The sequence below is a fragment of the Luteimonas sp. S4-F44 genome (assembly GCF_022637415.1).
Taxonomy (GTDB): Bacteria; Pseudomonadota; Gammaproteobacteria; order Xanthomonadales; family Xanthomonadaceae; genus Luteimonas.
Window position 1 is genome coordinate 2,075,456 of record NZ_CP093340.1, and the last position, 24,780, is coordinate 2,100,235.

General features: G+C 69.7%; 26 protein-coding genes. 14 read left to right on the forward strand and 12 right to left on the reverse strand.

The features are described 5' to 3' along the window. The first annotated feature begins 18 nt into the window (after positions 1 to 18). Complete coding sequence (locus MNO14_RS09515; RefSeq protein WP_241943523.1) at positions 19 to 159, forward strand: hypothetical protein; 141 nt, start codon at positions 19 to 21, stop codon at positions 157 to 159. After that, positions 156 to 626 (forward strand): YaiI/YqxD family protein, encoded by a 471-nt coding sequence (locus MNO14_RS09520; protein WP_241943524.1) that lies wholly within the window; start codon positions 156 to 158, stop codon positions 624 to 626. The genes MNO14_RS09515 and MNO14_RS09520 overlap by 4 nt, the downstream gene beginning before the upstream one ends. A 22-nt stretch (positions 627 to 648) precedes the next feature. On the opposite strand, the gene MNO14_RS09525 is transcribed toward MNO14_RS09520, so the two are convergent. Continuing rightward, a complete protein-coding gene (locus MNO14_RS09525) occupies positions 649 to 1,524 on the reverse strand; it encodes an aldo/keto reductase family oxidoreductase (RefSeq protein ID WP_241943525.1) in 876 nt (291 codons plus the stop codon). Positions 1,525 to 1,749: 225 nt separating this feature from the next. Here MNO14_RS09525 and MNO14_RS09530 point away from each other — a divergent pair, with 225 nt between their 5' ends. Then, positions 1,750 to 2,310 (forward strand): DUF488 domain-containing protein, encoded by a 561-nt coding sequence (locus MNO14_RS09530; RefSeq protein WP_241943526.1) that lies wholly within the window; start codon positions 1,750 to 1,752, stop codon positions 2,308 to 2,310. 242 nt (positions 2,311 to 2,552) lie between these two features. Here the strand turns inward: MNO14_RS09530 and MNO14_RS09535 are convergent, their stop codons facing one another. Continuing rightward, positions 2,553 to 3,233, reverse strand: a complete 681-nt coding sequence (locus MNO14_RS09535; protein WP_241943527.1) for a DUF4142 domain-containing protein — start codon at positions 3,231 to 3,233, stop codon at positions 2,553 to 2,555. A gap of 241 nt (positions 3,234 to 3,474) precedes the next feature. Between MNO14_RS09535 and MNO14_RS09540 the strand changes: the two genes are divergently transcribed. After that, positions 3,475 to 4,218: an AraC family transcriptional regulator gene (locus MNO14_RS09540; RefSeq protein WP_241943528.1), complete on the forward strand. Its 744-nt coding sequence runs from the start codon at positions 3,475 to 3,477 to the stop codon at positions 4,216 to 4,218. Positions 4,219 to 4,294: 76 nt separating this feature from the next. Then, positions 4,295 to 5,266 (forward strand): DMT family transporter, encoded by a 972-nt coding sequence (locus MNO14_RS09545; protein ID WP_241943529.1) that lies wholly within the window; start codon positions 4,295 to 4,297, stop codon positions 5,264 to 5,266. Between the two features lie 7 nt (positions 5,267 to 5,273). Here the strand turns inward: MNO14_RS09545 and MNO14_RS09550 are convergent, their stop codons facing one another. Continuing rightward, the gene (locus tag MNO14_RS09550; RefSeq protein ID WP_241943530.1) at positions 5,274 to 6,557 is read right to left on the reverse strand and encodes an acyltransferase; all 1,284 of its coding nucleotides are present in this window, start codon (positions 6,555 to 6,557) and stop codon (positions 5,274 to 5,276) included. A gap of 158 nt (positions 6,558 to 6,715) precedes the next feature. Here MNO14_RS09550 and MNO14_RS09555 point away from each other — a divergent pair, with 158 nt between their 5' ends. Continuing rightward, complete coding sequence (locus MNO14_RS09555) at positions 6,716 to 7,543, forward strand: plasmid replication/partition related protein (RefSeq protein WP_241943531.1); 828 nt, start codon at positions 6,716 to 6,718, stop codon at positions 7,541 to 7,543. Between the two features lie 39 nt (positions 7,544 to 7,582). Here the strand turns inward: MNO14_RS09555 and MNO14_RS09560 are convergent, their stop codons facing one another. From MNO14_RS09560 to MNO14_RS09580, 5 genes are read right to left on the reverse strand one after another with little or no spacing between them, the layout of a single operon-like run. After that, positions 7,583 to 8,548, reverse strand: coding sequence for a BadF/BadG/BcrA/BcrD ATPase family protein (locus tag MNO14_RS09560; RefSeq protein ID WP_241943532.1), 966 nt, complete (start codon positions 8,546 to 8,548; stop codon positions 7,583 to 7,585). Beyond that, positions 8,545 to 9,705: an SIS domain-containing protein gene (locus MNO14_RS09565; RefSeq protein ID WP_241943533.1), complete on the reverse strand. Its 1,161-nt coding sequence runs from the start codon at positions 9,703 to 9,705 to the stop codon at positions 8,545 to 8,547. The genes MNO14_RS09560 and MNO14_RS09565 overlap by 4 nt, the downstream gene beginning before the upstream one ends. Beyond that, positions 9,692 to 10,981, reverse strand: a complete 1,290-nt coding sequence (locus MNO14_RS09570; RefSeq protein ID WP_241943534.1) for a D-tagatose-bisphosphate aldolase, class II, non-catalytic subunit — start codon at positions 10,979 to 10,981, stop codon at positions 9,692 to 9,694. The genes MNO14_RS09565 and MNO14_RS09570 overlap by 14 nt, the downstream gene beginning before the upstream one ends. 28 nt (positions 10,982 to 11,009) lie before the next feature. Continuing rightward, on the reverse strand, positions 11,010 to 11,921 hold the full coding sequence (locus MNO14_RS09575) for a DMT family transporter (protein ID WP_241943535.1): 912 nt from the start codon (positions 11,919 to 11,921) through the stop codon (positions 11,010 to 11,012). Continuing rightward, positions 11,918 to 14,014, reverse strand: a complete 2,097-nt coding sequence (locus MNO14_RS09580) for a glycoside hydrolase family 36 protein (protein ID WP_241943536.1) — start codon at positions 14,012 to 14,014, stop codon at positions 11,918 to 11,920. Before MNO14_RS09580 ends, MNO14_RS09575 begins: the two co-directional genes overlap by 4 nt. A 118-nt stretch (positions 14,015 to 14,132) precedes the next feature. Between MNO14_RS09580 and MNO14_RS09585 the strand changes: the two genes are divergently transcribed. Further along, on the forward strand, positions 14,133 to 15,236 hold the full coding sequence (locus tag MNO14_RS09585) for an amidohydrolase family protein (protein WP_241943537.1): 1,104 nt from the start codon (positions 14,133 to 14,135) through the stop codon (positions 15,234 to 15,236). Between the two features lie 15 nt (positions 15,237 to 15,251). Here MNO14_RS09585 and agaR read toward each other — a convergent pair whose 3' ends face one another. The 3 genes from agaR to MNO14_RS09600 all read right to left on the reverse strand — a co-directional run bounded on the left by agaR (position 15,252) and on the right by MNO14_RS09600 (position 17,867). Continuing rightward, entirely contained in the window at positions 15,252 to 16,031 is a 780-nt protein-coding gene (gene agaR / locus MNO14_RS09590) for a transcriptional repressor AgaR (RefSeq protein ID WP_241943538.1), read from the reverse strand. Between the two features lie 172 nt (positions 16,032 to 16,203). After that, positions 16,204 to 17,247, reverse strand: a complete 1,044-nt coding sequence (locus MNO14_RS09595) for an LD-carboxypeptidase (protein WP_241943539.1) — start codon at positions 17,245 to 17,247, stop codon at positions 16,204 to 16,206. Positions 17,248 to 17,594: 347 nt separating this feature from the next. Further along, positions 17,595 to 17,867 (reverse strand): hypothetical protein, encoded by a 273-nt coding sequence (locus MNO14_RS09600; RefSeq protein WP_183425521.1) that lies wholly within the window; start codon positions 17,865 to 17,867, stop codon positions 17,595 to 17,597. A 33-nt stretch (positions 17,868 to 17,900) separates the two neighbouring features. On the opposite strand from MNO14_RS09600, the gene MNO14_RS09605 reads away from it, so the two are divergent. Together MNO14_RS09605 and MNO14_RS09610 are read left to right on the forward strand one after the other, a co-directional pair. Beyond that, entirely contained in the window at positions 17,901 to 18,089 is a 189-nt protein-coding gene (locus tag MNO14_RS09605; RefSeq protein WP_241943540.1) for a hypothetical protein, read from the forward strand. Positions 18,090 to 18,413: 324 nt separating this feature from the next. After that, entirely contained in the window at positions 18,414 to 19,598 is a 1,185-nt protein-coding gene (locus tag MNO14_RS09610; RefSeq protein ID WP_241943541.1) for a S1 family peptidase, read from the forward strand. A 67-nt stretch (positions 19,599 to 19,665) separates the two neighbouring features. Here MNO14_RS09610 and MNO14_RS09615 read toward each other — a convergent pair whose 3' ends face one another. Then, on the reverse strand, positions 19,666 to 20,118 hold the full coding sequence (locus tag MNO14_RS09615) for a lipocalin-like domain-containing protein (RefSeq protein WP_241943542.1): 453 nt from the start codon (positions 20,116 to 20,118) through the stop codon (positions 19,666 to 19,668). Positions 20,119 to 20,486: 368 nt separating this feature from the next. Between MNO14_RS09615 and MNO14_RS09620 the strand changes: the two genes are divergently transcribed. The 5 genes from MNO14_RS09620 (at position 20,487) to MNO14_RS09640 (ending at position 24,775) form a co-directional block, all read left to right on the forward strand. After that, entirely contained in the window at positions 20,487 to 20,762 is a 276-nt protein-coding gene (locus tag MNO14_RS09620; protein ID WP_241943543.1) for a hypothetical protein, read from the forward strand. A gap of 101 nt (positions 20,763 to 20,863) precedes the next feature. Further along, positions 20,864 to 21,847, forward strand: a complete 984-nt coding sequence (gene rlmF, locus MNO14_RS09625) for a 23S rRNA (adenine(1618)-N(6))-methyltransferase RlmF (protein WP_241943544.1) — start codon at positions 20,864 to 20,866, stop codon at positions 21,845 to 21,847. Positions 21,848 to 21,985: 138 nt separating this feature from the next. Next, the gene (locus MNO14_RS09630) at positions 21,986 to 23,146 is read left to right on the forward strand and encodes an SPFH domain-containing protein (RefSeq protein ID WP_241943545.1); all 1,161 of its coding nucleotides are present in this window, start codon (positions 21,986 to 21,988) and stop codon (positions 23,144 to 23,146) included. 19 nt (positions 23,147 to 23,165) lie between these two features. Then, a complete protein-coding gene (locus tag MNO14_RS09635; protein ID WP_241943546.1) occupies positions 23,166 to 24,482 on the forward strand; it encodes a TFIIB-type zinc ribbon-containing protein in 1,317 nt (438 codons plus the stop codon). Then, on the forward strand, positions 24,479 to 24,775 hold the full coding sequence (locus tag MNO14_RS09640) for a hypothetical protein (protein WP_241943547.1): 297 nt from the start codon (positions 24,479 to 24,481) through the stop codon (positions 24,773 to 24,775). The genes MNO14_RS09635 and MNO14_RS09640 overlap by 4 nt, the downstream gene beginning before the upstream one ends. Positions 24,776 to 24,780: the final 5 nt, after the last annotated feature.

The following is a 24,780-nucleotide window of genomic DNA, read 5'->3' on the forward strand; positions in this document are numbered from 1 at the left end:
TCCAACCACGAAGGCCCCATGGCAAAGCCCAATTACTCGTTCGAAAAACGCCAGCGCGAACTCGCCAAGAAGAAGAAAGACGAGAAGGACGCCAAGAAGCGCGCTGAGCGCGACGCGACCCGCAGCGACACGCCGGCCACGCCCGACGCCGCCGAGTGACCCCGCCGGCCGCGGATCCCGCGCGGATCTGGGTCGATGCCGACGCCTGCCCGGGCCCGGTCAAGGAGATCCTGTTCCGCGCCGCCGACCGCGCGCAGATCGCGGTCACGCTGGTCGCCAACCAGTGGCTGCGCACCCCATCCTCGCGCCACGTGCGCGCGCTTCAGGTCGAAGGCGGCCCCGATGCCGCTGACGATGCCATCGTCGCCCGCGTCACGGCCGGCGATCTGGTGGTGACCCAGGACATCCCGCTGGCCGCCCGTGTGCTCGCGCTGGGCGCGCAGGCCATCGACCCGCGCGGCCAGCCGTTCACGTCCGACAGCATCGCCGAGCGGCTGTCGATCCGCGACTTCATGGACGAACTGCGCGGCGCCGGCGTGCAGACCGGCGGGCCCACCGCGTTCCACGCCCGCGACCGCCAGGCGTTCGCCGGCCAGCTCGACCGATGGCTGGCCAGACGGCGCTGACCGGCCCCCCCCCCCTGATGCGTTACACCGAAGCGTCCGCGATGCCGTCGAGGGTGGCGACCGCAGCCGCCGGCAGCACCAGATCCGCGGCGGCCAGGTTCTCGCGCAGATGCGCGAGCGATGAGGTGCCGGGAATCAACAGCAGATTGGGCGCGCGGCGCAGCAGCCAGGCCAGCGCGACCTGCATCGGCGTCGCGCCCAACTCATCGGCAACCGCCGACAGCGTCGAGGACTGCAGCGGGGTGAATCCGCCCAGCGGGAAGAACGGCACGTAGGCGATGCCGTCGGCGGCCAACGTGTCGATCAGCGCGTCGTCGTCACGGTGCGCGATGTTGTACAGGTTCTGCACGCACACCACCTCGACCATCCCGCGCGCCTGCGCCACCTGGGTCGCAGTGACGTTGCTCAGGCCGATGTGCCGCACCAAGCCTTGCCGCTGCAGCTCGGCCAACACCGCAAGCGGTGCCTCGATCGAGCCTTCCGCCGGGCCGTGCGCGGACAGCATGATCCTGAGGTTGACCACGTCCAGCACGTCGAGGCCGAGATTGCGCAGGTTGTCGTGCACGGCCTGGGTCAGTGCATCGGCCGAGAACGCGGGCAGCCAGGAGGCGTCGTCGCCGCGACGGGCGCCGATCTTGGTCACGATCGTCAGATCGTTTGCATACGGATGCAGCGCCTCACGGATGAGCCGATTGGTCACATGCGGGCCGTAGAAATCGCTGGTGTCGATGTGGTCGACGCCCAGGGCGACCGCCTCACGCAGCACCGCAAGGGCGGCAGCGTGATCCTTCGGCGGTCCGAACACCCCCGGGCCGGCGAGCTGCATCGCGCCATAGCCCAGCCGCTTCACGCGGCGATCGCCCAGGCGGAAGGTACCAACGTTGTCGATCGGGGACATGCGGCGCGCTCGGGTCGGAAGGCGCCAGTATGCGCCGCTGGACGTGCTCGGCGACCGGATAGCGCTGGCGATACAGCCGTTCGGGCAAGTCGTGCAGCACCAGCGCCGGCACGAGAGTCCGCCGGTTCGGTCATGGCGCGGGAAGGCGTCTGCCCTTTCGCCTGGCGGGGAGACGGACCGGTGAGTCAAGCACGGCCTCGACACCGGAGGCGCTAGCCTGCCTGCATGCACACGCCCCGGTTGTGGACGATCGGCCATTCGACACGGCCGATCGAGGTCTTCATCGCCATGTTGCGCGCCGATGGCATCACCGCGCTGGTCGACGTCCGTCGCCATCCTGGCTCGCGCCGCCATCCGCATTTTTCCGCGCAGTCGCTCCTGCACAGCCTGCCCGAGGCAGGCATCGACTTCGTGCCGATGCCCGAACTGGGCGGTCGTCGTCAGGCCGTACGCGACTCGCCGCATACGGCCTGGCGCAACGCGGGTTTCCGCGGCTACGCCGACTACATGGACACCGCCGAGTACGCCCAGGCACGCGCACGGCTGATGGACCTGGCGCATGCGCAACGCACCGCCTGCATGTGCGCCGAAGCGATGTGGTGGAGTTGCCATCGCAGTCTGATTGCCGACGACTTCAAGGCCCGCGGCTGGGAGGTCGTGCATCTGATGGGACCGGGCAAATCGCAGCCGCATCCCTGGACCGCGGCCGCGCGCATCGTCGACGGACGACTGGATTACAGCGCGCCAGAGCCGCCGCAGGACGACTTGTTCGGGCGAGAAACGTAAAGCCTCGCCCCCACGCGGCGCGCCAGTCGCGCCGACCTCACCCGCAGGCGGGGGAGGTCATTCCGGCCTCGCACTCGGAGGAGGTCATCCCCGGACTTGCCAGTCCTTATCTCCGCAATCGGCACCGTAGCGACGTGTTCGCAAGCGCCCTCCCCGCCCAAAGGGCATTGCGCCCCTGATGGGGAGGGTTGGCGCGGGAGCGACGCACGCATCGCCCCCAAACTCGCCTCTGTGAATCCGGCTCAGGACGCGGGTTTCTGCAGCGCCTGGGCCTGCTCGAGGTGGCCGGCGATCGTCTTGCGCGTGCGCTCCAGGTGGCTGCGCACGTCCGCCGCGCTGGCCTGCGGGATCAGCTCGCGATCGAGCTTGTCCAGCGCGGCCTGATGGCCCTTGACCATCGCGTCGATCCACGCGGCCTCGAAGGCCTCGCCGCTGAGCCCGTCCAAACGCTGACGCTCGGTGTCGTGCTGGCGACGTTCCGCGGCCAGCGCCGGGTCGTCGGAGTCCGCGGCCTGCGGCGATGCCCCTGCGGTCCCGCTTGTGCCGTCGAGCAGCGCCTCAGTGGCCTGCATGCTGCGCTCATGGTCGGTGCGCAGTTGATCGGCGTACGCACGCGCGCGCTCGCCGACGCCCTTCTTCAGCGCGTCCTGGGCAGCTGCGATCTCGTGGCGATCGACCTCGATCACCGCGAGCAACGCCTTGCGATCCGCCGGTGCCAACGCACCCGCAGCGCCGGTTTGGGCCGCGCCCGGGGTCATCGTATCGGCAGGAACGGTGCCACTGGCCACGTGGCCCTCGGCGGGTGGTACGGCGGCGGACGGCGTCTCTGGTGTGGCGGCGGGCCGATGATCGTCGGTGCGCTCGCCGCATGCCGACAGGGCAAACGCGAGCGAAGCCACCAACAGGGTCGGACGAAGATTCATGGTCGCACTCCGTGAGAGGACAGGAAACGCGAGACTGGACGCCGCGCCCGCCGTAGACGGTGAAGCCGCGCGCCATCGCCACGGCACTTTCTTCGCACCCGCGTGCCTCGCCCCTGTTCATCTCGCGCCGCACGGTCAACGCAGCGCGCAGGCCTTACGCTCGCATCGCCCGCGCGGTTCTTGCCACGATGCACGCCCCGGCCCTGCATGGCGGCATCGCCTGGGCTAGCATCGTCTCGCCATGGCCCAGCCCGCCCCGCCCCTGCCAATCGCCATCCGCTCCTATGGCGCGAACAGCCAGGTCGATCGCCACGACTTCGCACAACTCGTGCTGCCGCTCGACGGCTGGCTGCACATGGACATCGCCGGGGCCGGGGCGCGGCTCGACCGCAATCTCGGCGCCTTTGTCGAGGTCGGCGCCCGGCACGACCAGATCAGCGATGCCGCGAATCGCTCGATCATCCTCGACCTGCACGCCGGTGAGCTCGACCCGCGCATCGCCGACTGTCTGGCGCGTCGGCCCTATGTCGCGCTGACCGCTGAAGCCCGCAGCCTCATCGACTACATGGAAGCGCTGACGCTGCGCAGCGGCGTGTCCGCGCACCGGCTCCGGTTATGGCTCCCGCTGCTGCTCGACACCTTGCTCGGCGCGCCGGCGCCGTCGCAAGCCCGGCTCGCGCCGCTGCTGGCAAAGATCGAGGCGCAGCCGGCGCGCGGATGGACCGCCGAGACGATGGCCGCGCAGGTCGGCGTGAGCGCCAGTCGTCTGCACGCGCTGTTCCAGCAGGAACTGGGCACCACGCCACGCGCCTGGTTGTCGGCCCTGCGGCTCGCGCGGGCCCGCGACCTGCTCGTGCGGACCGCGTTGCCGATCGCCGAGATCGCCTACTGCTGCGGTTACGCCGATCAGAGCGCGCTGACCCGTGCGATGCGGCGCGCAGACGACCAGACGCCCGCGCAACTCCGCCGGCAGACGCGCGGCTGAAAGACGCGAGTCCCGGCCCAGAGCCACGCGAGACCGGGTCAAGACGGCACTGTCGATCGCACCTATCGTGCGGCGCATGGACACGATGCACACGCGCCCGCGACACGACACCCTCACCGGCGTCACCTGCGGCGTCGGCGCCGGCGCGCTGTGGGGCCTGGTCTTCCTGGCGCCGGCCCTGGTGCGCGACTTCAGGCCGTTGGACCTGACCATCGGCCGCTACCTGTTCTACGGCCTATTCTCGATCCTGCTCATCGCACCGCACTGGACCCGGCTGGTCGGCCTGCTCGGGCGCAGGGAATGGCGCGGGTTGGTGGGGCTGGCGTTCACCGGCAACGTCCTCTATTACCTGCTGCTCGCGAGCGCGGTGCAGTTGGGCGGCATCGCGATGACCTCGCTGGTGATCGGCTTTCTGCCGGTCGCCGTCACCCTGGTCGGCAGCCGCGACCGCGGCGCAGTACCGCTGCGTCGGCTCACGCCGTCGTTGCTGCTGGCCGCAGCCGGGGTGTTGTGCATCGGCGGGCAGGCGCTGTTGATGCCAGCGGCGGAAACGATCGGGCGGCAACTGCTCGGGCTGGCGTGCGGCGTCGGCGCGCTGGCCGCGTGGACGTGCTTTGCGGTAAGCAATGCACGCTGGCTGACCCGGCTACAGCACGTCTCGGTCCACGAGTGGAACCTGCTCATCGGCGTGGTCACCTGCGGTTTGACCGCGCTGCTGCTGCCGTTGGCGTGGGCCCTGCCCCGCGTACCGCAGCCACCCTCGGCCTGGGCATTGCTGATCGGCGTGTCGGCCGGCGTGGCCTTGCTGGCGTCGATGGTCGGCAACGCACTGTGGAACCGCATGAGCCGGCTGCTGTCGCTGACCCTGGTCGGGCAGATGATCCTGTTCGAGACGCTGTTCGCCCTGCTCTACGGCTTCGTCTGGGAACGCCGCCTGCCCACGCTGCTGGAAGCCATCGCCTTCGTGCTGGTGGCGCTGAGCGTGGTCACGTGCCTCGCCGCGCATCGGGCGCCGCCGGCCGCGATCAGCGACGCGCCCGCCCGCTGAGCCGTCCTTAATGCCGGTCGCCGCGCCGCCGTAGGCGCCACGATGCCAGGGCGACCGCGACCACCCCGATCGCGGCCCCCGGCCACGCGCCCAGCGCCAGCGCAGCGCCCAGACCGACATACAGCGCCACGCCGCCGAGCATCACATCGACGCGCCGATCGGTCGCCGCCACATCGCGGTCGCGCCGCAGCTCGAAACGCACGACCAGTGCGATCAGCGGCGCGACCATCGTCACGCACAGCGCGATCCAGCCTGCGCGCCCGAGCCAGAAGCCCGGAGCGCCGGGCAGTCCGGCGTCGATCGGCAAGCCCAGCCGCTCACCCAGCCAGGCGGCCGGCAGCTCGGCGAGCTTGTGCCACAGGTACAACGGCATGCCGAGCGCGCCGAGCACCGCGATCGCCTTCGCCGACGCGCGGCCTGCGAGCACCCGCCGCGCCAGCGGCTCGCACAGCAGCACCAGGCCCACCTGCAGCCACATCACCCCGATCAGCGCCAGCGTGGGCGGCAACATGTTGTTACCGGCCAGCGTCACGCCTACCATCGCGACCGGATAGCCGGCGGCGATCGCCAGCGCCAGCCAGACCGCGCCGAGCAGCAGCAGACCGGCACCGGTCGCCGGGCCGCGGAAGCGCCCGCGCTTCCACGCGATACCCAACTGCTGCGGAATCAGCCACACCACCAGCATATTGAGCCAGGCGATGCCGGCAGGCCGCTCGGTCGCCAGCTGACCGAGTGTGCGCAGCGCACCGGTCGATGTCGCCCCGGCGCGGACCATGTCGAGAACGCCGGCCACCACGACCAGCGCTGCGACCGCGCGCAGGCCCAGACGCGCATCCAGGCGCAGACTCCAGGGCAGCAGCGCCTGCACAGTCAGCAGCATCAGCAGGAACCACAGGTGGATCGTCAGCGAGCCATCGAATACCGCCAACAGATGACCGCCCGACAGCCACGACAGCGCCGCGATCGCGGCGAGCACCACCAGGTAGGTCAACGTCGGCCGCGCCAGCCCCAGCGCCCGGCCTGCCCACCATTGCACCTGCGCGCCTTGCTCCGCCCGCCGGGCCACGCTGTCGGCACTGACCGCCGCCGAGACGAACACGAACAGCGGCACGACCTGCACGATCCAGGTCAGCCAACCGGCCGCATCCCAGGCCGCGAGCAGATGCTCGGTGTCGACCAGCACGCCGTCGACCATGCGCGGCAAGGTCGCGATCCAGTGCCCGAACACGACCAGTAGCAAGGCGCCAGCGCGCAGCGCATCCGGGTACGGGTCACGGGAAGACGGCGTCATCGGCGGCGCAGATCCTGGGCTCGGTACGCAGACGAGCATACCCGGGCACCGCGGCGCGAGGCGTCACGCCGGCCACGCACCGCCCGCGCGGAGGCGACCGGTGCCCGGCGCCGGGCACGCCGCCTACAATGCGCGCCCCTCGTCGCCCCCGGAGCTGCATGAACATCGTCGTCGTCGACGCCCTGAAGGCCTACATCGATCCGCTGACGCCCGACGAGCACGAGGCGTTGGAGCGCAGTCTGCTCACAGAGGGCTGCCGCGATGCCCTGGTGCTGTGGGGCAACGTGCTCGTCGACGGCCATAACCGCTATGGCATCTGCCAGAAGCACGGCATCCCATTCGAGACGGTGCAGAACACCCGTTTCAAGTCGATGGACGATGTCCATCTGTGGATGATCGAGCAGCACCTGGGCCGACGCAGCGTGTCGGACTACCAGCGCGGCGTGCTCGCGCTGCGCAAGCGCACGATCCTGGAGGCGCGCCAGCAGGCCCGGCTCGAATCGCCGCCGCCTGCGAGCGACGATGACGAAGCCGCCGCGCCCCAGGACGACGACCGTCCACCGTGGGACGACACGCCCGTACCCGCCACCCGCGCCGATCTGGCGCGCGAAGCCAGGCTCAGCGCCAACCAGGTCATGATGATCGAGCGCATCCACGCCCAGGCGACGCCCGAGGTGGTCGAAGCGCTGAAGGCCGGCGAGATCTCGATCAGCGCCGCCGCCGCGGTCGCCAGCCTGCCCGAGGACGAGCAACGCAGCGCAGCGCAAGCCGGCAAGGCCGAACTCAAGCAGGCCGCCAAGCGCGCGCGCGATGCGAAGAAGCGTCCGCGCACGCCCCGCGAAGGCGAGGACGGCGAGACCGCCGAGGGCGACGCTCCCGATGCGCGTGCACTGCAGCGGCGCGTCGATGCGCTCGAACGCGAGAACGCGCAACTGCGCGCCCAGGTCGAGACGCTGCAGGCGCAGTTGCTGCGCCTGCGCAGCTGAGCGCCGCGGCCGGCGCCGACGCGCTTTGCGGCCGCCTGCTCAGGCGGCCGCGATCGCACCGGGCAGCGGATGCCCGGCCAACCGCATCGCATACAGCGCCGCGCCGTGGTGCGGCGCGTAGCACGGCGCACGCAGCTCGAAGTCGCCCCCGGTCGCCTGCAAGGCCGCCGCCAGCGGTGCCTGCAGCAACGTGCCCGCACCGAAGGCACCGCCCGAGCAGGTCACCGGCACCCGGGCGGCGTCGCCGAAACCGAGGGCGCGGCGCACGGCATGGACGATCGCCGCCAGTTCCTGCCCCGCCCGCTCAAAGATCGCGCGCGCCGCCTCGTCGCCAGCCTCGGCCGCCTGGGCGACCTGCAACGACAGCTGCGCGATCCGGTCGCGCGTCAACGCCTGCGGACCGTAGATCCGCGCGCACAGATCGAGGTCATCGACGAGATCGAAATGCGCACGCAGCGCCGCATGCAAGGGCCCGCGCGGCAGCCGGCCGTCGCTCATACGCGAGAACGCGTTGAGGCCCTGGACCGCGATCCAGTACGCCGACCCCTCGTCGGAGAACACCTCGCCCCAGCCGCCGGCCCGCGCCTCGCGCCCCTGCCGCTGGCCGTAGGCGATCGAGCCGGTGCCCGCGACGATGTTGATGCCGTCCGCGCAGGCCAGCGATCCCGCCCAACCGCAGACCATGTCGTTGCCACAGCGATAGCGCTGATGGCCGAGCAGCGCTTCAGGCATCGCATCGAGCTGCGGCGTGGCCGCGTCGTCTTCGCCGTGCGCCGGCAGCCCGAAAAACGCGTAGGCGATCTGGCGCGGTGTCGCCTGTGCCTGCCGGGTGACCGCGTCGATGCCGTCGGCGAGCAGCGCACGTACGCCGTCGAGCCCGATCTGCGGGTGGTAGGCGGTGCCGCGCTGGACCTCGGCGTGTACGCCGCCTTCGGCATCGAGCAGCACGAAGCGGGTCTTGGTGCCGCCGCCATCGACACCCAGGTAGTAGGACGCGCCGCTCATGGCACCAGCGGGTACAGGCGCACGCCCTGGACGACCCGGTTCACCGTGCCCTGTGCGTTCGGGCTGTCGGGCCGCACGCCCAGCGCTCGCGAGGCGTGGAAGGCGAACAACTGCGCCACGGCGACATAGGGCCATAGCAGGTCGAGATCGTGGGCGCGTTCGAGCCCGGCCACGCACACCGCATCGCGCGCTGGCCCATGCGGCGCGGCGGCGGTGACTTCGATCACGCGTGCGGCCACGCCGTCGCCGCGCAGTTCGTCGAGCAGGTCGAGATCGTAGCGCCGGGTCAGCGGGTCGTTGGACACGAACACCACCACCAGCGTGCGCGCGGTGACGAAGGTCTTGGGGCCGTGGCGGAAGCCCATCGGCGATTCGAAGCAGGTTGCGATGGCGCCGTTGCTCAGTTCGCCCAGCTTGAGCGCGGCCTCGCGCGCCAGGCCTTTGAACAGCGCGCTGCCCAGATACACCACACGCTCGAACCCGCACAGCGCCAGCTCCTGGGTCAGTCCGCGCGCCTGCTGCAGTACGCCCTCGGTGGCGGCGGCGATCGCGGGCACGCGCGTCGCCAGTGTGTGCGGCCCGCTCAGCGCGGCCAGCGTCGCGAGCATCATGCAACTGAAGCTCGAGGTCATCGCGAAGCTCACATCGTGGGTTTCGGGCGGCAGCAGCAACGTCATCGACTGCCGCACCGCGACCCGGCCCAGCGCGCCGTCGGCGTTGCAGGTCACCACCAGATGGCGCACGTCGCCGACCAGCGCCTCGGCCAGTTTCACCGCCGCAACGCTCTCGGGGCTGTTGCCCGAACGCCCGAACGACACCAGCAGCAGCGGGCGCTCCGGATCGAGGTACAGCTGCGGCGCGCTGACCAGATCGGTCGTGGGCACCGCATCGACGCGCGCAGCGAGGCTGCGGTCGAGCCACGGCGCCAGGCATTCACCGATATAGGCCGAGGTGCCGGCGCCGGTCAGGATCACCCGCGCCGTCGGGTCGCCCGACACCGGCGCGATAAAGGCCGCAAGCGACTCGGCCATCTGCGCGACCAGCGCATGGGTGCGCACGAGCATGCGCGGCTGCTGCTCGATTTCGCGCGCGGTCCACAGCGCGCCGCTGGCGGCCAGGTCGGATTCGGGCAGGCCGAGAATGTCAGGGCTGGGCATCGGGGACGCAGGCATGGTGGTAGTCGTCGAGAGCGATGGCGATGTGGGCCATCACGAGGGCGGCGGGATCGAGCGGGGCGCGGTCGGCGCGCAGCGCACGCAGCGCCTGCGGCAGGTATTGGCCGACCAGCGGCATCGGCGGCGGGCTCTGGCGCAGGTTGGCGAACAACTGCTGGCAGGCCGCCTCGATCGCCGGGTCCGGCCAGTAGTAGCGGATGCGGTCGCTCAAGCTGTACTGCAGGTCGATCGTCAGCGCCTCGCCCTGGGCGTGGTAGTAGCGCTGCCAGTGGCCGGGCTCGGCGCGCATCCGCGCCAGGGCGGTCTCGCGCAGCTGCGCACGCCGGTCCGGCGCGATCCACTCGCGCTCGATCGCATCGAGCGCCCACAGCGCCTCGCGCAGCGCGAAGGTCAGGCCGGGACCGACCTTGAGGATCGCGAAGTGATCGCGCACCAGCGCGGCCAGCGCGTCCGGGGTCTGGTAGTCGGTCGAATGCGCCTCGAACACCAGGCCCTTGACCTGTTCGATCGCGGCGCTGAGCGCGCGCGCGGCCGCCGGCACGTAGTCGATGACCTGGTGGTGGTCGAACTCCACGCCCGGCTGCACCACCGAGGCGATCACCCGCGTCCACGCGGCCTGCAGGCCGGCGGCCGCGAACGCGTCGCGGTGGGCTTCGATCGTCGCCAGCGCGGCCTCGGGCGCGGTCACCGCCAGGCCCTCGATGGCCTCGGTCGCGCCGCCGGGCACCGGCACTTCGGTGCCGATCACATAGACCGGCGGCTCGCCGCCGGCCTGGGCATGCGCGGCCTCGGCCGCGCGGCACAGCCGCACCGCGCGTTCGACGATCGTCGCCTCGGGCAGCGGCACCGGATCGTCGGCGCAGGCCATCGAGCAGTCGAGGTGGAGCTTGCGGAAGCCCGCGGCGACGTAGGCGGCGACCATCGTTTCGGCCTTGGCCATCGCCGCCTCGGCCTCGAGCGCGGTCCAGGGATTGGGGCCCAGGTGGTCGCCGCCGAGCGCGATGCGCGCCGGGTCGACGCCGACCTTGCGCGCGATGTCGCCGACGAAGGCGACGAAGTCGGCCGGGGTCATGCCGGTATAGCCGCCATCCTGGTTGACCTGGTTGCAGGTCGCCTCGACCAGCACCAGCGGCAGGGCGTGGCGCCGGGCATGGCGCAGCGCGGCTTCCAGCACCAGGGGATGGGCGCAACAGATGGAGGGGATGCCGGCGGCGTCGCCACGCGTGTGGCGGGCGACCAACTCGAGCAGGGCGTGCATCGCGGTCCTCGTGTCGTCGGAAAGTGCGTCAGTCGGTCGAGGTCGGGCGTTCGGGCTCGAGCGCCAACAGCACCGAGGCGACCAGTGCCATCGCCAGCCCCACCAGCTTCAACGGCCCGGGCACCACGCCGGCCAGCAGCAACGACAGCGCGGCGGTGATCAAAGGGCCGCCGGCATTGGTCAACGGCGCGACGACGATCGCCTTGCCGTAGCGGAAGGCATAGACCAGGCACAACGCGCCGATCGCATTGAGCACCTGGATCGCAGCGACCAACCACGGCCCCTGCAGGCCGGTGGCGATCGGCTGGCCGAAGTCGGTCATCCGCCAGGCCACCGGGACCAGCGCCAGAGCGCCGATCATCATGTAGAAGAAGATGCTCTCGGCGCGCACCACGGTGTTGGCGCGCTTCATGAAATAGGCCTGCACGCCCCAGGCGAGCATGATCAGCAGCGACAGCACGAACCAACCCACACCCTCGCCTTCCGCGCTGCCCAGCGACAGATCCAGCAACGGCAGCGCCAGCAACGCCAGCACCACGCCGATCGCACCGACCCGTGTGGTGCGCTCGCGCAGCAGCGTGAACGACAGCGCGATCGTGATCACCGGCGACAGCGAGATGATCGGGAAGATGAAGTACGCCGGCCCGCCGGCCAGCGCCTTGAACAGCAGCATCTGGCCGCCGGCACCGAGCAGGCCGATCAGCAGCCCGTAGACGATCGCCCGTGGACTGCGGTCCACACGCCAGCCGTTGCGCCACAGCACGAACAGCGCCGGCGGCACCATCGTCAGCGCCCACACGCAGTACACCAGCGTTTCGGGAAATGCGGGGCTGGCGGTCAGGCCCGACAGCGCGCCCCACACGCCCCACAGCACCACCGTGGCCATCGCAAAGCCCAGCCAGGCGCGACCACCGGGCACCGCTGCGGCGACCGCGCTCATGCCGCGCCGTCCGGCGTGGCCTGCAGCAGCGCGAAGGTCTCGAACGGTACCGAGGCCAGCGTGTCGCTGCGTGCGTCGACCGTGCCAAGGTCAGTCCCGTCGAACAGGTTATGCACCCGATAGCGGCCCCGGCCGAGCCCACGCAGTTGCAGCGGGCCGTCCCAGCGCTCGGCGTAAAATGCGTAGTACAGCGCGCCGTCCTTGCCGATGACATGCGTCTCCGGCCGGTCGAAGCCGATGTCGTACAGCGTGCCCAGATAGTCGCCCTGGGGCAGCATGTGCGCGCGATACAGGTCGATCCACTTGCGCCACAAGGCTTCCTTGTCGGCGCCCAGCACCAGCCCGCCCGGCGGCATGTCGAGCTTCGGCTCGGGGATGTCCGCCGGCCATGTGAACTTGGTCGAGATCACCGCGCCGATGCCGACGCTGGACGCGAAATCCGCGCCGCCGTCCGCCAGTTCGACGTGGTCGCCGGCGTAGCTGCCGCGCTTGCCGATCAACGCCTTGATCGTCTTGCCCTTGTGGCGCACCTGCCACGACGACAGCGGATCGGACGAGGGGTACTGGTCGGTCGCCGGCAGATTGTGGAACGCGAACGCGGTGCCGCAGGGACACAGTTCGACCACCGCATCGGGGTTGGCCGCGTGCGCGGCGTCGTAGATCGCCTGCCAGAACGTCGCGACCCCTTCGCACGACTCCATCGGGTCGGCGTGGTGGTGCGCAGGGTTGTAGCAGGGCGCGACCGCATTGAGATGCTGGCCGTCAAGTTTGAGGCCCTCGAAACCCCATTCGCCGATGATCTTGGTCACCAGCGCGACGTAGAAATCGACCGTCGGCTGATAGCCCGGGCACTGGGTGAAGGCGTTCCACCAGGTCACGTTCTGGCTGGCGCCATCACGGTCGAGCAGCAACATGTCGGTGTGGCGGTAGAGCACTTCGCTGCCCGGATCGGCGGCCAGCGGCGCCAGCCACAGCCGCGGGCGCAGGCCCTGGGCCTTGATCGCCTGCACGAAGGCGATCATGTCCGCCTCGCCGCGCGGGAACTTGCGCGTGTCGATCTGCCAGTCGCCCTCGTTGGTCTGCCAACCGTCGTCAAGCACCACCCACTCCAGGCCCAGTTCCTTCACCTTCGGCAACGTGCCCAGCACCTGCTCGGTGGTGAAGTCGCGCTCATAGCCCCAGGCGCACCAGATCGGCGCGAACGCCGAGGCCGGCACCTCCGGCGCCGCGATGCCTTCGTCGGCCATCCAGCGGCTGTAGTGCTGCAGCACGCCGAAGTAATCGCCGGTGTGGACGGCCACAAAGCAGCGGTCGCTCTCCAGCGTCTCGCCTGGCGCCAGCGTGGCGGCGCGCGTGCTTTCGATCGCGATCTGCGCCCCGCCATCGGCATTGCGCACCACCGGCAGGTCGAGCAGCCGCGGCTTGGGCTCGACATGCCCCACCGCCAGCCCGATGTCCCGGCGCCAGATGTTGGCGACCGGCGTGCCGCCGCCGTAGTCCGAGGAATCCATCGCCAGCGTATTGCGCTGCGCGAAACCCTCGGTCAACGGCTGCACCCAGTCGCGACGGTCGGTGTGCGTGGCACCCGAGAAACTCCAGAAGCCGTCACCGGCGTCGGCCATCGCATGCGCCGCGTTGCGCCAACCGGCGACCTCCAGCGGCGTCTGGCCGCCATTGCGGTAGCGCGTGCGCAGCACCGCCAGCCCCGGATGGCGTTCATGGAAGCTCAGTTCCACCGTCTTTTCGATGCCTTGCGCCGAGCGGCCGCGCACCACGTGCCGCCGCCCCGGGCCATGGCGTCCACTGCGGACCCGCTCCACCCGCTCGTCGACGAACGCGAACTGTTCGATCGCGCTGCCGTCGGCGAGCAGCAGGGCCTCGCTGGCGTCGAAGCCGGTGATCGGCTCACCGCGCGCCAGCACCCGGCTGCGCAACGCCGCATCGAACTCGAGCGATAACAGGCTGTCGTGCGCGAGTGCGCGGACCTCTGCGGCGGTGGCTGGTGTGGCGGCCTGGACCAGCGGCAGTGCAGCGGCATAGGCCGCGGTGCCGGAGACGAGCTTGAGCACGGTACGACGTCGGACGGGCAGCATGTGCCGGGTTCTCCCCTTTCGTTCGGTTTCGCCGAGTCTGCGACAAAGCGGCCGGAGACCGCAACACATTTGTTTCGTTATGTGATAAAAAAGTTTCGCTATCGAACTGGAGATCGGCATGTCCATCCCGTCACGGCTTGCGGCGCTCGTCGCCGCCTGCGCGCTCGGCGCCTGCGCCGCCCCTCGCCCCGACACCGCCCCCACCGCGGCGCTCTATGCGATGGACGATTTCGCCGCGGTCCGCAAATTCGACGCCCATGTGCACGCCAACGCCGACTCGACCGCGTTTGTCGAGCAGGCGCGCGCCGACGGCTTCGAACTGCTGTCGATCAATGTCGACTATCCCGCATTCCCGCCGGTGGAGACCCAGCACACGATCGCACTGAAGCAGGCGGCCGCCGATCCCGCGCGGTTCCATTGGGCGGCGACTTTCCGCATGACCGGCTTCGACAGCCCCGGCTGGTCGGAGGCGGTCGGCGATGCGCTGGCGGCCGAGGTCGCGCGCGGCGCGCTCGCGGTCAAGATCTGGAAGAACGTCGGCATGGTGGAGACCGACGCGCAGGGCCGGCCGATCATGCTCGACCATCCCGCGCTGTCGCCGATTGCCGAACGCATCCGCGCGCTCGATGTTCCGCTGATCGGCCACCAGGGCGAGCCGCACAACTGCTGGCTGCCGCTCGAGGAGATGACCACCGACAACGACCGCGAGTACTTCGGCAACCATCCCGAGTACCACATGTATCTGCATCCCGAACAGCCCGGCTATGAGACCCACATGGCGGTCCGCGACCGCTTTCTGGACGCGCATCCGCAGTTGCGCTTCGTCGGCGCGCACATGGCCAGCCTGGAATGGGATGTCGACCGGCTCGCCGCCTTCCTCGACCGTTATCCCGCAGCCACGGTCGACCTCGCCGCGCGCATGGCCCAGGTGCAGTACCAGGCCGTGCGCGACCACGACAAGGTGCGCGCGTTCTTCATCGCCTACCAGGACCGCCTGCTCTACGGCACCGACCTGACCCAGGAGCCGGACACCGACCCCGACGCGTTCCGGCAGGCCGCGCATGCGACCTGGCGCTCGGACTGGATGTTCCTGGCGACGGCGCAGTCCCAGCGCATCGAGACCATCCGCGCCGACGTACGCGGACTGGCGCTGCCGCGCGAGGTGATCGACAAGGTGTACTACGCCAACGCGATGCGCGTGTTCGCCCCGCACCGGCGCTGAGCCGCGGGGCGCGGGTCAGGCCAGCAGCAGCTCGAAGCCGAGTTGCCGACTGGCCTCGCGCACGTCCTCAGGCGCCCCCGAATCGGTGATCAGCGTGTCCAGGTCCGCGACCGGCATGATGCGGTGCAGGCAGATGCGCCCGAACTTCGAACTGTCGGTGATCGCCACGACCTTGCGCGCAGCCTCGATCATCTTGCGGTTGAGCATCGCCTCGGGTTCGTAGTGGGTCGTGATCCCACGTTCCAGGTCGAAACCGTCGACCCCGAGAAACACCACATCCACGTGCAGGGCGTCGATCGCATCCACCGTCATGCCGCCGTAGAAGGCCATGTTCTTGCGGCGCAACTCGCCGCCCAGCATGACGATGTCGACGTTGTTCTTGGGCGTCAGCGCCGTCAGCACACCGAAGTCGTTGGTGACCACGGTCACCTGGATGTTGGGCAGCGCTTCTGCCAACTGGATGGCAGTGGTGCCCGAGTCGATCGCGATGGTGTCGCCGGCCTTGATCAGCGTTGCCGCCAGCCGACCGATGCGGCGCTTGGCGTCCAGGCGCTCGCTGCGCTTGACCTCATAGGCCGGCTCGGCCGCCGGGCCGCCGACCACGCTGCTGTCGATCGCGCCCCCGTAGGCCCGGGCCATGACCCCACGCTCTGCGAGGTAGCGCAGATCCTTGCGGACGGTCTGCACGCTGACCCCGAACAACTCGGCCAGCGAAGCAACCTGCACACTGCCGTGCTGACGCACCAGTTCGCTGATCCGCAACCTGCGCTGGCTGGTATCCCGGCTTCCTGACATGGACGTTCTCACAATGCGGCGGAGTATGCCCCTTTTCGTTAAATTTCGCCATTGAGCGAATAACGAAACATCGGGCCGAAGCGGCGATGATCGCAGGCGCCATGCGCTGCCGAATCAGCGCCGCCGAATTCCCAGAACATTCGTCCCAGCGCATGGCGCCGGCACACATCGCTCAGGCCAACACCGGCGCCAACAGGCGGAACACGCCTTCGTCGGCATCCAACTCGACCCGGCCGCCCACCGGCACGATGAACTGTTCGCGCACATGCCCGATCATCGCGCCGCGATAGGCCGGAATGCCCAGCGGCCGGACATGGTCCTCGAGGATCTGCGCCAGCGTCAGCGAGCCGTAGCCCGGCCCCGGGTCGCAGTCAGTGCACTGGCCGAAGATCAGGCCTGCGATCCGGTCGAGCGCGCCCATCAGCTTGAGCGTGCTGAGCATGCGGTCGATCCGGTACGGCGCTTCGTCCACGTCCTCCAGGAACAGGATCTTGCCGTCGAAGTCGGGCAGATACGGCGAGCCGGCGAGCGCGCTGAGCACGGTCAGATTGCCGCCGAACAGCGCGCCCTGGGCCCGCCCGCCGGTGATGGTCGTGGTGCGGTTGCGGCGCGGCACCAGCTCGTCGGCGTCGTCCACCGCATTGCGATAGACCATCGCATCGCGCGCGAAGAACAGCCGCCGGAACTGATCGGCGTTGAAGCGGTTCCAGCTGCCCGTGCCGTTGGGGCCGTGGAAGGTCACCAGCCCGGTGCGGGCGTGGATCGCGCTGTGCAGCGCGGTGATATCCGAGTAGCCCAGCAGCACCTTGGGATTGCGCGCGATCGTGTCGTAGTCGAGCAACGGCAGCAGCCGCGCGGCGCCCGAGCCGCCCCGCACGCAGATCACCGCCCGCACCTGGGGGTCGGCGAACATCGCATTGAGGTCCCCTGCCCGCTCGGCATCGGTACCGGCCAGATGACCGCGTCGGCCGGCGAAATGCGCACCGGTCTTGACCTTGAAGCCCAGCGCGCGCATCACCTCCTGCGCCAGTTCGAGGTCGAACGGCTCATCCACCGGCGACGACGGACTGATCAGGCCGACGGTGTCGCCGGGTCGCAGTGCGGGGGCGAGCAGCGCGCCGGCCGAAGCGGCCTGCGTCTGGGCGAGCGCATCCAGCGGCAACGCGGACGCCATCGCGGCCAGCGCAGCGTGGGTGAGGAAGTGTCGCCGGTCCATGTCGCACCTGTCGCTCAAGTGTTGCGGCAGACTAGCAACTTCTTCGGCAGTTCCGATTGCAACCCTTTGCGTGCCGATCTCGCCGAGCACGCGCTCGACGACGTTGGCGGTTGTCGAATGCCCCTGCGCCTCGCACAGGGTCGCGCCAGTCCGAACCCTCACGCTCGTGCCCATGCCGCGCCCGGCCCGCCTCCTGTTCCATATGCGACCGCATCAGCGCCACCTCGGCGCACACGCCCACGTCGACGTACGACATGCCCCGACGCATTGCGGCGCGGCATCGCGACGATATCGTCCGCCCGCTGCGGGCCGCCGATGCGCATATCGCTTGTCGGACCCGCGCTGCGTCAGTCGTCGACCGTGCAGCCCAGCGACACGCGCATGTGGATATAGCCGGTGGCCGGATCGACCCACTCGGCCAGCACCGTGAGCTCCTGGCCGGCCTGGCCCCAGTTGTTGTAGCACTGCTCGTAGGCCGCACGCTCGGCGTACTCGAGCGCTTCCTGCTGGGTCCGGCCATAGCCTTCGCCGACGACATCGTAATGATGGCGTGCGGCGAACGCCGCCGTGCTCGACAGCGCCGCCAGCAGCAGAACCCCGGTGATTGTCCGCGTCTTCATCCTGGTCTCCATTCGCTTGGGGGAGCCCGCATCATGCACGCGCTGCAAGACCAGGAGATTGAATGCGGGTGTCGCGCCGATGACAACGCCCGCCGCAGCGCGACCGGCTCGACACGTGGTTGCAGACCGAGCGCACAGTTTGCTGCCGACCACTGCATCGGCATCACATCAATGTCGGAAAAGGAGCGCTGGTTGGCATTCAGTCAGTGCATTCGCGCTTGACCGCAGTCGTTTGACCGCCCTAGGGTCGAAAGGCGCCGGGAACACGCGGCAGAGGCCTTGCGATCGCGGCGCGTCGTGTCCAGCAAGCCCGTTCCGGAGCAGGATGCCGGACGGCAATCGCAGTGTTCCGCGCCCAACGCATGCGTCGCCATTGGGCCATCGACATCGATCCGCGCGGTCGTGTCGGATCTCCTGGCGCATCACGCCCACTGCCCTGCGGCATGGGCGGCTGGGCGAGGCGGTCGCACTGCGTTGCCCTCGACATCGGCCCCGAGGCGGACCGCTGGGACGACCCACTTCGAATGCGCCAAGGAGGAAGCACCTATGCACACCCTGCACGCAGCGGTTCGCCGCACTCTCGCCCTCGCCCTGCTTTCGGCTGCTGCCGCAAGCGGCAGTGCCCTGGCCGCGCAACCCGGCCTGCCGAGTCTGGACCCTGGCATGGTCGCCGCGCTGGAACGCGACCTGGGCATGACCCAGGACCAGTACCGCGTGACCGTGGATACAGAACGCAAGGTGCCGGCGGCCGAAGCCGCGGCACGCCAGTTGTATGGCGACAGCTATGCCGGCACCTGGATCGAACACGATGCCGACGGGCATCCGCGTCTGGTGGTGGGTACCGCAGTGCAGGGCCGCCAGCGGTTGCCTGCGGTAGAAGGCGCCGATGTTCGCCAAGTGCGCTACAGCCTGTACGAGCTCGAGCAGGCGGTGCACGCGCTCGACCAGTCAGCCACCTCGCGGGTCATGCGTCGTCTCGACGGTGTGCAATCCTGGGGCGTCGACCTGCCCAACAACCGCGTCGTCGTCACCCTGTCGCCCGGCGCCGGCCGCACCGACGCGGTGATGGATTTCCTGGCGCGCAGCGATGTCGAGACCGGCGCGCTGCACTTCGAGGTATCCGAGCAGATCCCCTCCACGCTGATCAATATCTATGGCGGCATCCAGTACAACGGCTGCTCGATCGGCTTCCCGGTGACCCGCGGCAGCACCAAGGGCTTCGTGACCGCCGGCCATTGCGGCAGCGCGGGCACGGCCGTGCGCATCGGCGGCACGACCGTCGGCAGCTTCCAATCCAGCACGTTCCCGGGCTCCGACGCCGCGTGGGCCACCGTGCGTCAGCAGGACGCGTTGTTCGGTCGCGTGTGGCAGCACAGCGGCAGCAGCACCACGCCGGTCGTCGGCAGTGCGGAGGCGGCGGTCGGTTCGGCGGTGTGCCGCTCCGGCTATCGCACCGGTTGGCGCTGTGGCACGATCACCCGCACCAACGTCAGCGTGAACTACGCCCAGGGCACGGTGAATGGCTTGCGGGAATCCAACGCCTGTGCCGGCCAGGGCGATTCGGGCGGCTCGTGGATTTCTTCGGCGGGCCATGCGCAGGGCGTCACCTCGGGCGGCGCACTCGGCAGCGACGGCACCAATTGCGGCATCGCGCAGAATCAGCGCCGCAGCTGGTACCAACGGGTGACCCCGATGCTCAGCACCTACGGCGTCACCCTGGTCACGAACTGACGCGCGCGTGCGATGCTGCGCCCCGGTCCGCCGGGGTGCCGCGTTTGCGATACCGCAGATATCCGGCTCAGCGCGTTTCGTGCGCGCGCTCGAACGTGATGATGCTGCGCGTCTCGCCCTTGTCGGCCCAGTTGGGCATCAACCGCCACGGCGTGAGCACCTGCAGCCGATCGCCCTCCAGCTTGAACTGCCGACGCTGTTCGGTCCCGACCCATGCCGGGTTCCATGCGACATCCACCGCGGTGATCCAGGCATCGCCTTCGATCCGGTACCGGCCGGTGTAGGCGATTACGGTCTCCAGTAGACGCGCCTTTTCGCGCTCGCTTTCGCCCGGCTCGCGCCCCTGCGCGGTGAGCACGAACCACACCCGCCCCTCGGGCGAAAAGATCGTATAGCCCGTCGGCTTCTCGCCCATCGGCGGGAACAGCTCCCCGGTGGCCTTGACCTCCACCTCGTAGGACACCAACCGCCAGGTGCCTTGGATGGCCGATGCCGGGTTCGCAGGGCTGGCGTGGGTCATCGGGGCATCTCCTGGGGCGGGCTGCGACTGGGCATGGGCCGCCAACGGTGTGGCGATCGCGAACAGCAGCGGCGCAAGGGATACGAAACGCATGGCCGGTTTCTCCGTAACGAAGGGGTCGACGCCGCGATTTTGGCACTTCCCCGTCACTGTCAGTCGGCGACCGCGCCGCGCATGGCGCCGCGGCCCGACGATGCGCCATCCGCGGTTCTCGGCCGCCCTGCTCCGATGGATGGCGCTTCTGGGCTGTCATCGGGCACGCGCACGCCACCTTAACCTCGCTTTCCTACCCTGACGCCCGTCCACGACTCCGGGGCTCGACATCCCCGCACCGTCGTTCTTCCCACACGCCCGACAAGGAGATCGCTATGAGGCACGTGCCCGCCATGCTGTTCGCCGGTTGCCTGCTGGCCCTGAGCGCCCAGGCTGCCGCCGAGGTCGTCAACCTGACCAACAGCGCCGAAGGCGCCAATCGCGACGCCGGTATCGCCGCCGTCAAAGACAAGCTCCAGGCCGCCTGTACCGAGCGCAAGGGCACGCCGAATGCCGATTCGTTCGAGGTGGTGTTCGAGCGCACCAGCGAGAATCCCGACGTACCCAAGCCCTACTCCGTCGACGCCAAGATGCAGTGCGACCTGCCGTAAACCGGCGACGTCCGAAAGCCCCCCGCTCGGGCGGGTTTTTTCTTGTCCGCGCACGACAGCCGCCATACTGACGCCCGCCGTCCGTCCCACCGAGTGTCCGCATGCCCGCTTCTCCCGGCGCCGCCCGCACCGCTGCGCGCAGCGCCCCCGCCTTGCACCCGCGCAATCGCCATCAGGGCCGCTACGACTTTCCCAGGCTGGTCGCCGCCAGTCCAGAGCTTGCCGCCCACCTGCTGACCACCCCGCGCGGCGACACCAGCATCGCCTTCGACGACCCCGCCGCGGTGCGCGCGCTCAACCGCGCGATCCTGCGCAGCGATTACGGCATCGCGCATTGGGATCTGCCCGACGGCGCGCTGTGTCCGCCGATCCCCGGCCGCGCCGACTACCTGCATGGCCTGGCCGACCTGCTCGCCGCCTCCGGCGATGGCACGATCCCGCGCGGCGCCTCGGTGCGCGTCCTCGATGTCGGCATCGGCGCCAGCTGCATCTACCCGCTGCTCGGCCATGCCGAGTACGGCTGGCGCTTTGTCGGCAGCGACGTCGACGCCACCTCGCTGCAGGTCGCCACCGCGATCGTCCATGCCAACCGACTCGACAAGGCCATCGCGCTGCGCCACCAGTCGGCGCGCAACCGCATCTTCCAGACCATCGTGCACGCAGACGAGCGTTTCGACCTCACTTTGTGCAATCCGCCCTTCCATGCCTCCGCCGCCGAGGCCGCCGGCGCGCACCAGCGCAAGCGCCGCCAACTCGGCAAGGTGCCGCCCGCCGGGCGCGGGTCGTCGCCGGCCCCCAACTTCGGCGGTCACGACCACGAACTGTGGTGCCCGGGCGGCGAAGCCGAGTTCCTGCGCAAGATGGTCCGCGAAAGCGCCGGCATCGGCCGCCAGGTGCTGTGGTTCACCAGCCTCGTCGCGCGCGCCGAACACCTCTCGGGCCTGCGCCGGCAACTGCGCCAGGCCGAGGCCGTCGAGGTGCGCGAGGTCGCGATGGCCCAGGGCAGCAAGCAGAGCCGCTTCGTGGCCTGGACCTTCCACGACGCCGCCGGCCGTGCGCAGTGGCGAACCACCGGCCGGTCCTGACGCCGGCCGGCGCCTCCGGCGGCCGCGACCTGCGGCCCCGCTGAACTGCGGGCGCTCCCAACGCGCCACAGCCCCGCGCGCGGGTATAGTCCGGCGATACGGCGGGCGCGGTGCCCGCCGTCGAACGCAGGAGTGTCCATGGGTCTTGTGCAGGCAGTGAAAGGCGCGGTCGGCGGCGTGTTCGCGGACCAGTGGAAGGACTTCCTCACGGTGCCGGCGGGCCTGCCCCCGACCGCCGCGCTGTTCGCCGCCGTGCCCCAGGGCACCAACGCCGGGCGTGGGTCCAACACCCGCGGCTCGGACCACGTCATCACCAACGGCTCGAAGATCGTCGTGCCCGAGGGCTACGGCCTGCTGCTGATGCAGGACGGCGCGATCACCGGCTTCGTCGCCGAACCGGGCGGCTATGAGTGGCGCTCGGACGAGGTCAACTCGCAGTCGATCTTCGCCGGCGATGGCATCGTCAGCCCGCTGATCCGCCAGAGCTGGGAGCGCTTCAAGTTCGGCGGCCAACCCGGCGCCCAGCAGGCGGCGTTCTTCGTCTCGCTCAAGGAATTGCCGGACAACCGCTTCGGCACCCAGTCGGAGATCTACTGGGACGACGGCTTCCTCGGCACCCAGGTCGGCGCGATCACCCGAGGCTCCTACACGCTCAAGATCGTCGACCCGATCCTGTTCGTGAAGAACTTCGTGCCCGCCAGCTACCTGCAGCCGGGCCAGGTGTTCGACTTCACCGACATCGACAACGCCGCAGCCAGCCAACTGTTCAACGAGGTCGTCGGCTCGCTCGCCCCGGCCTTCAGCCTGTACACCAACGATCCGGCCAAGGGCAATCGCATCACCAAGCTCCAGCAGGATTCGCTGGGCTTCGCCCAGAGCCTGTCGGCCGCTGTGGAACAGGGCTATCAGTGGAAGTCAGACCGCGGGCTTGCGATCGTCAAGACCGCCATCGTCTCGATCGAGTACGACGCCAACACCCGCGAACTGCTCAAGACCGTGCAGCGCGCCGACGCGCTGGCCGGTACACGCGGCAATTCCAACCTGCAGGCCAGCGTCGCGCAGGGCATGCAATCAGCGGGCGAGCACGGCGGCGCCGCGGGCCTGGTCGGCCTGGGCATGGCCTCCGGCATGGCCGGCGGGCTCGGCAGTCTGCAGCAACCCGCCACGCCGCCTGCGGCCGCCGCTCCGGCGGCCGACGACCCGGTCTCCAAGCTCACCAAGGCCAAGGAGATGCTCGACCTCGGCCTGATCACCCAGGCCGACTACGACGCGCTCAAGGCCAAGGCACTGGGCCTGTAAGACCACCGGCGCCGCGCCCATGTCCGATCCCAAGCTGCCCCCGCCGTTACCGGCCCGGCCGGTCGACGGCCCGGGCTCGCCGCGCGATGTCCCGCCGCTGCCCGGGACGCATCCCATCGACCCGGCCACGCTGCCGGGCGCGATCCGCGACGAACTCGAGGCGCCCGACCCAGTCGCCATCGACACCGCGTCGGCCGAACTGCGCGACGGTATCAACCGTTGCCCCAAGTGCGGCTCGACCGATATCCGCCACAAGCCCGGCACCGACCTGCTCGTCTGCCAGTACTGCCGCAACGAATGGCATGGCGAGCGCGTGGAGGAAGTCTTCGGTTTCGGCGAAGGCATCGACACCCTGACCGGCACCGTCGTCGCCTCCGGCGCCCGCGACATCGCCGCCGACGCCGCGGCGCTGATGAGCTTCAAGTGTAGCGGCTGCGGCGCCGAGGTCACCATCAACACCGAAAACGCGATGACCGCGCGGTGCCACTGGTGTCGCCACGTGTTCGGCATCAACGAGCAGGTGCCCAACGGCGCCGTGCCCGACGCCGTGCTGCCATTCCACATCAAGAAGGACGATGCGGTCGCACGCATCCGCCAGTTCGTCGACAAGCGCCGGCTGTTCGCGCTCAAAGCATTCAAGGACCAGTTCAAGCCCGAGAATGTCATCGGCGTCTACCTGCCCTACATGATCGTCGATGCCCGGGCCAGCGCCGCGGTGGCCGGCGAAGGCGAGATCGAAACGCGCCGCTACACTCGCGGCACCGACAACAACAAGAAGACCTACTACGACGCCGACGTCTATCACGTCGAACGGCAGGTGGACTTCACCGTCGACGACCTGCCGCTGGAGTCCTCGGCCGAGCGCGGCAACCTGGATATCCAGGCCAACACCAACAACATCATCAACACGATCCTGCCGTTCGACACCAAGAATGCCGTGCGCTGGAACGCCTCGTACCTGAGCGGCTTCAGCTCCGAAAAGCGCAACCGCAACATCGAGCACCTGCGCCCGCGTCTGGAAGACCAGCTGCTGTCGATCGCCCGCGCCCAGGTCGAAGGCTCGGCGCGTCGCTACGACCGCGGTGTGCGCTGGGAACACGAGCGCCTGGACGTCCACGGCACGCGCTGGGTCTCGATGTACCTGCCGGTCTGGCTGTACTCCTATCACCAGCCCGGCAAGAACGGCGGCCTTCTGCACTACATCGCCGTCAACGGCCGTACCGGCGAGACCATGGGCAGCGTGCCCGTGCAGCAGTGGAAGCTGCTGCTGGCCGCGCTCACCGTCGGCACGATCCTCGAAGGCCTCGCCATCGCAGCCCTGGTGACCATGGCATGAGCGACGAGAACGGACTCTGGCTATTGCTCGCCGGCCCCGCCGGCGCCACCGCGCTGTACTGGGCGCTGTACCGCTACTACCGCAACACCGACAAGTCGCACGCCTTCGAGCGCGAGACCACCATCGAGGCAACGCCCGTCACCGGCACCGACACCAAGGTCGGCACGGTGAAAGGCACCCAGGCCACCCGCATCCGCGGCGACAACCTGCGCGACTACCGGGCGCGGGTGCGGCGGGTGGAGAGTGCGGACACAGGCACCGCGCAAGACGATCGACGCGACGCCCACGACTGATCCGC